This is a genomic window from Flavitalea antarctica, from assembly GCF_054461535.1.
The window spans coordinates 1-5,800 of sequence record NZ_JBTLQG010000072.1; the positions used below are offsets into that span (position 1 = coordinate 1).

Below are 5,800 nucleotides of genomic sequence, written 5' to 3' on the forward strand. Positions count from 1 at the left end.
AGGCTTTATCCTGTCCCGGATAAGTGTTGGCCGGGAAGTGAACAAAGGCTTTGATTTGACTCCTCCGGCCCCCAGGCTTCGTACATTGATTTGCTCATTGTGTCCAGATCAATCAATGCAACATTCTCTTCTTTGGCAACCCGCCGGTTTGCCCCGGGATAAACACCCGGGATTCCGATAATCCTTCCTGAACTGTCGAAGCTCCGTCTCTGAAGGGATGTTACCAGCACCGGTATGCCTCCTTTTGTCTTCACTTCACTGATAAAATGTGGTAGTTAGGCAGTGTAACTGGTAAAGCATTTAGTTGTTATCCTAAAAATACCCATCTTAAACTGGTAACCATCCTGCTCCATCATGTCGGATGTTTGACCGGATTTTAATAAGGAAGATTTGGTAAGGATAATGAATAATGTATGTTTGTAGACAATGAATTTAAAGAGCTCGCCATTTAATAAGATCATTAATTTTGATGAGTTTTCTGTTACTCCAAAATACCAGCAACTGGCTAATTCCTTATTGGGAGCCATTGAAAACAGGAAACTGCAGGTCGATGATGTGTTGCCCTCTATAAATGAATTAAGCTCAACTTTCGAGATCTCGCGTGACACAGTTGAGAAAGGCTATAATTATCTGAAAAAACTCGGCATTATCGGTTCTGTTCCCGGTAAAGGATATTTTATCAAAACAGCTGACGTTGAGCGAAAGATAAAAATCTTTCTTTTATTCAATAAGCTAAGTGCACACAAGAAGATCATCTATGATGCGTTTGTCAGTACCCTTGGAGAAGCAGCTGTAATCGACTTTTACGTATACAACAATAATTTTTCCCTGTTTAAGAAACTGATTCAGAACTGCAGGGAAGATTATCATTATTACGTGATCATTCCACATTTTCTTGAAGACACAGGCAACGCCCATGAGGTCATAAATACCATCCCAAAAGAAAAGCTGATCCTGTTGGATAAAAAGCTTCCCGGCATAAGCGGTGAATACGGTGCCGTATACGAAAACTTTGAACAGGATATCTATATTGCGCTCGAGCAGGCCCTGCCCCAGCTTACAAAATACAATGCTATCAAAATCATTTTTCCTGAATACACTTATCACCCATCTGAGATCCTAACCGGCTTCAGAAAGTTTTGCCAGGAGTATGCATTTCGCGGTAACGTGGTTCACAATATACAAGACGAGCCGATAAAAAAGGGAGAGGTCTATATTGTACTTATGGAAGGCGACCTGGTAACCCTGATTGAAAAGATACTTGAAACGAAGTTAAAAATCGGTGAAGAAGTTGGTGTTATTTCTTACAATGAAACCCCGTTAAAAAAGATAATATTGAACGGTATAACTACCATCTCAACGGACTTCCATATGATGGGTGAGAAAACAGCAGAACTCATACTGAATAATTCGGCGGAGCACATTGAAGCCAGGTTTTACCTGACTTTGCGGAATTCGTTGTAATTATAAAATGAAAAATCCACAGAGCACTCAAACATACAAGACTAAGTCGCGACTTATGCGATGGCTTTTTCCAGCTTATAACCCTTCCCATGAACGTTTGTTATTCTCAGGTCAGGATCCGGACTTAATTTCTTGCGAAGCTTTGATATAAACATGTCGAGGCTGCGACCTGTAATCACCCCTTCGTTGATCCAGACTTCCTGCATCAGCGTATCGCGGGGGATCAGTTCCCCGAAATTTTTGTGAAGCAGGTCAAGCACCTTGCATTCTTTGTCGGTAAGATTAACCACTTCGTTTCCTGAAAGCAAGCGTTGATCCTTCACATTAAATAAAAATTTTCCGAGCATAGGTAGTTCCGGCATGGACTCGTTAATTATCACCTGGTCGTTTATAACCTGCTCAGGTTGGCTGGAACCAGTCACGGCTGTAACACTTTTTCGGAAAGTGCCAATGACCAGGGAAATAGCCAGCAACACGAGCATGAACAGGCCGCCGTAAAGCATTGTGACCGGGAGCACATTGGAACTTTTCGTTTGCTGCTCAGGTTCCCGGTCCAATGTCACGGAATCTACGCTAACAGAATTCGATTCTCCAGAGCTTTTCTCCGTGTTTTTATCACGGGTTGCCGTTTTTGAACCGGCAAGTGTTGGATTGACCGACGCGGCGTCTTCCATAAGCTTACCAGTCAAATGCCCGGAATCATTCTTTTTTGTTTTGACAGTTTCATAAAAACGTGGAAACGCAAATTCTATGGTATAACAACCCTCCGGCTGAACCCTGCCCTTGCAGGCAACAAGATCCGGCGAATCATTGTTGACCTGGAATCCATAGACGATACCTCCGCTTGTGCAGTCATGTACCGTAACGGTGTAACCTGCGGGGAATTGTGTTCGGGGAAGTGCACCTATTATCAACTCCATGAGTGAGTCGTGATTAAAAACCAATTTATTTTCGAACCTGAGCCGAAAGGTGCCCTCCTTAATCTCGGTGACGGGTAGCACGCGCGATGTAGAGTCACCTCCCTGCCATAACAACCGATGACCTATCTGACGAATAATGAGGTTCATTTGTTTCGCCCTCAAGTCACGGTCAGCATGTTCTGTGAAAGACGAGCCAATAAAACAAATAATAAGCGACATGATTACAAGAGCAGAATTTACACGCATTTACATTTCTTTTTACAATTGATTACCCGGAGTTACAACGCAGGTGCTTAGGTTTGATATGTTAAGTTATAACAATTTTCATCAATGAAATTGTTCGATAATACCCGACACTTAGCTCACTTCAATTTATTCATTGTTCACAAAACCATCACTCGCCATGAAAATCTATGATCCAGCTTTTTTGTTCCTTGCTCTGTTTTCATTTGCATTTGATACAGAACCGGAAATTCTACATTCCATCCCTCATCCGGGTAGTCCGCAAAAACAAAAAACAAATGAACCCGTAGCTACTAACATCCTTTTTAAATCTACAGATGGCGGCCAAACCTGGCAGGACATCAGCAAGGGTCTGCCCCTGGTTTTGCAGGAGGAGGGCTTTCCAGGAAACGGATTCATCGCAAATGATAGTGCACTGTATGTCCAATCCGGAAATGAATTATACCAGGGTAACCCAAATCACACAATGCCTGCATGGAAAAAAGAGATTTTCCCTGATGATCGAGGCAACATTGCCGCGGGAAAGAACGGACTATTTACATACAACTGGGAAGGCCAGACCTTACAAAAAATATACGGATCGAATGTATGGTCCCCTTTGAACACAAATTTCCAGGTAAAAGAGATGCGCAGTGTATTTGAAACGGAAGAAGGCACGCTTTTCATCGCCTGTGAAAAGGGCCTTTATAAAACAACAGACAATGGAAAGACCCTGAAACAAGTTGTTAGCGATGGCTGGGTAATAAAATTGGTTAAGTCAAACGGGGTACTCATGGCAACAAGTCAGAACGGTATAATAAGGTCGACTGACGATGGTGAACACTGGACATGTGTGCTGAATGAGGGCGGTGTTGGTATCGATGTAGCTCCCATCAAAGGTGGATTCGCTGCCGTTGTAGCCAATACTCATTTAATGGCCAGAACCGTGCGGGCATCATTCGATGAAGGCAAAACCTGGCAGCCAGTTGATGCCGGTCTTCCGGCTGACCTTCGTATTTCGTCCATTGTTGAATTTGGTGAATACTTTTTTTGTGGACATCCAGCGGGAATATTCAGATCATCAGACAAAGGAAAAACATGGAAACTGCTTTTTCCTTCTGTAAATGATAAGGTCTTTAATTTAGTCATTTCGGGCAACGTGATATATGCTATACTAAAAGGTGGAGGGTGCTAATGTATCTTCATTGGTTAGCTGCATATAATAGCCGGAGGTACTATCCCCCCGGCTGCTTAATTTAATCATTCGAAACTTAGTGGCCCCCACTGCTTGATGCTTCCGTCAGCTTCTCGATTACCTGGTCGAGGCTGAAACTTGCCGCCTTTTGGCGTGGTGGAAATTCGATAAGAGTCTGCAGGAACTGACTAATAAAAGCCTGGGCCGGAACAAGAAGGTAGATATGCCGGAACATCCAATCATAATAAGTATTGGAAGTTACAATAGCGCGCTCATACGGGTCGATACGAAGGTTAAAGATATATGGCCCCCGGAGTGTGACGAAGGGCTGCAACCAGATCTTCAAGCTACCCTGGGTTACCTGCTCCATGAACATCAGTTTCCAGTTGTCGTAGCGAAGTGCAGCTACATCACCATCATCGGTGAAGTAAATAAAGCCTTTGCGCGGACTTTTAGGATCCTTGCCCGTGAGATGAGGAAGTAGATTGTAACCATCCAGGTGCACCTTAAAGGTCCTGTTACCGATCTGGTATCCCTTCTTTAGCTTTTCCGCAATATCGGTATCTCCTGCCACAGCCAGCAGGGTTGGAAACCAGTCCTGGTGACTTATGATCTCGTTTGAAACGGAACCTGCTTTGATCTGACCAGGAAAACGCACCATGCAGGGAACGCGATAAGCTCCTTCCCAACTGGTGTTCTTTTCACTATGGAACGGTGTCATTCCGGCGTCGGGCCAGGTGTTCATGTGAGGGCCATTATCGGTGCTGTACTGAACAAAGGTGTTGTCTGCGATACCGAGTTCATCCAGGAAATCGAGCATTTCCCCGATGTGTTTGTCGTGGTCGATCATGACATCATGATACTCTGATTGCCAGCGTCCGGACTGGCCACGACTTTCGGGTTTAACATGGGTCCAGGCATGCATATGGGTGGTGTTGAACCAGACAAAGAAAGGTTCTCCGGCATCATGGGCGGCCTTGATAAACGTTTTTGCCGCTGCGAGAAAATCCTCATCGATTGTCTCCATGCGCTTTTTTGTAAGCGGACCGGTATTTTCAATCTTCTGTCCACCTTTACCGTCTGCCCAACAATGCAGCACGCCGCGGGGGCCGTACTTTTTCCTGAACTCAGGATAATCTTCCGGCTTTGGATAGTCCGCATCTTCCGGTTCTTCTTCTGCGTTAAGGTGATAAAGGTTGCCGAAGAATTCGTCAAAACCATGCACAGTCGGTAAGTGTTCATCACGATCACCAAGATGGTTTTTGCCAAATTGCCCCGTGCGATATCCGAGTGGTTTCAAGGCTTCAGCGATAGTTATATCTTCAGCCTTAAGACCTAGTTCGGCACCAGGTAAGCCCACCTTAGTGAGACCCGTACGCAGCCCGCATTGCCCGGTAATGAATGACGATCTACCTGCTGTACAACTTTGTTCCGCATAAGCATCGGTGAATATCATTCCTTCGGTCGCAATACGGTCAATATTCGGGGTATGATAACCCATTAACCCGCGCGTGTAGCAGCTTAGGTTTGATTGCCCGATGTCATCGCCCCACATAACCAGGATGTTTGGTTTGTCGGTTTTTTTTTGTGTTGATTTTGCCATGGTGTTTGTTTGAAGTTGTTCTAATGTTTATTAATATCGACCTGGATACTGAATTGAATTCGGTGGGCCTTCCCCTCTGCCCCACTGACATCCTCCCTTCCGCCATATAAATATTCGACACCTGCGAAGGCTGATTTGTGAAATTGCCAGATAACATTTGCAGCCCCATAGAAAACACTTTTAACATCAGAGCCGGGTTGTGCTGCATTTGTGCGTTCCTTCCCATAATTTGCAACAAGCAAGGATGACCACACCGGGCTCCAGTAGTGCCGGAAACCTGCCGTGAAAGCGGCTCCTTCAATAGGTTGCAGGTCATCACTGTCATCTGGCGCAGCATACTTTCCATTTCGGTAGCGGGAAATACCTGGTCCTGCAACGGCCTGGTAAATGATATAG

6 protein-coding genes are annotated in these 5,800 nt (G+C 44.8%); 2 read left to right on the plus strand and 4 right to left on the minus strand.

Annotated elements, in window-relative coordinates; translation table 11 throughout:
- Positions 1 to 5: 5 nt before the first annotated feature.
- Positions 6 to 254 (minus strand): hypothetical protein, encoded by a 249-nt coding sequence (locus ACX0G7_RS27065; protein ID WP_458926676.1) that lies wholly within the window; start codon positions 252 to 254, stop codon positions 6 to 8.
- Between the two features lie 172 nt (positions 255 to 426).
- Here ACX0G7_RS27065 and ACX0G7_RS27070 point away from each other — a divergent pair, with 172 nt between their 5' ends.
- Positions 427 to 1,464 carry a GntR family transcriptional regulator gene (locus tag ACX0G7_RS27070; protein WP_458926677.1) on the plus strand — a complete coding sequence of 346 codons (1,038 nt, stop codon included), beginning with the start codon at positions 427 to 429 and terminating at the stop codon, positions 1,462 to 1,464.
- Positions 1,465 to 1,517: 53 nt separating this feature from the next.
- On the opposite strand, the gene ACX0G7_RS27075 is transcribed toward ACX0G7_RS27070, so the two are convergent.
- Positions 1,518 to 2,603: a winged helix-turn-helix domain-containing protein gene (locus ACX0G7_RS27075; RefSeq protein WP_458926678.1), complete on the minus strand. Its 1,086-nt coding sequence runs from the start codon at positions 2,601 to 2,603 to the stop codon at positions 1,518 to 1,520.
- Positions 2,604 to 2,787: 184 nt separating this feature from the next.
- Here ACX0G7_RS27075 and ACX0G7_RS27080 point away from each other — a divergent pair, with 184 nt between their 5' ends.
- A complete protein-coding gene (locus ACX0G7_RS27080; RefSeq protein WP_458926679.1) occupies positions 2,788 to 3,801 on the plus strand; it encodes a hypothetical protein in 1,014 nt (337 codons plus the stop codon).
- 76 nt (positions 3,802 to 3,877) lie between these two features.
- On the opposite strand, the gene ACX0G7_RS27085 is transcribed toward ACX0G7_RS27080, so the two are convergent.
- Together ACX0G7_RS27085 and ACX0G7_RS27090 are read right to left on the minus strand one after the other, a co-directional pair.
- On the minus strand, positions 3,878 to 5,404 hold the full coding sequence (locus ACX0G7_RS27085) for an arylsulfatase (protein WP_458926680.1): 1,527 nt from the start codon (positions 5,402 to 5,404) through the stop codon (positions 3,878 to 3,880).
- A gap of 20 nt (positions 5,405 to 5,424) precedes the next feature.
- Positions 5,425 to 5,800 (minus strand): hypothetical protein (locus ACX0G7_RS27090; RefSeq protein ID WP_458926681.1); only part of this gene is annotated, 376 nt, incomplete at its 5' end.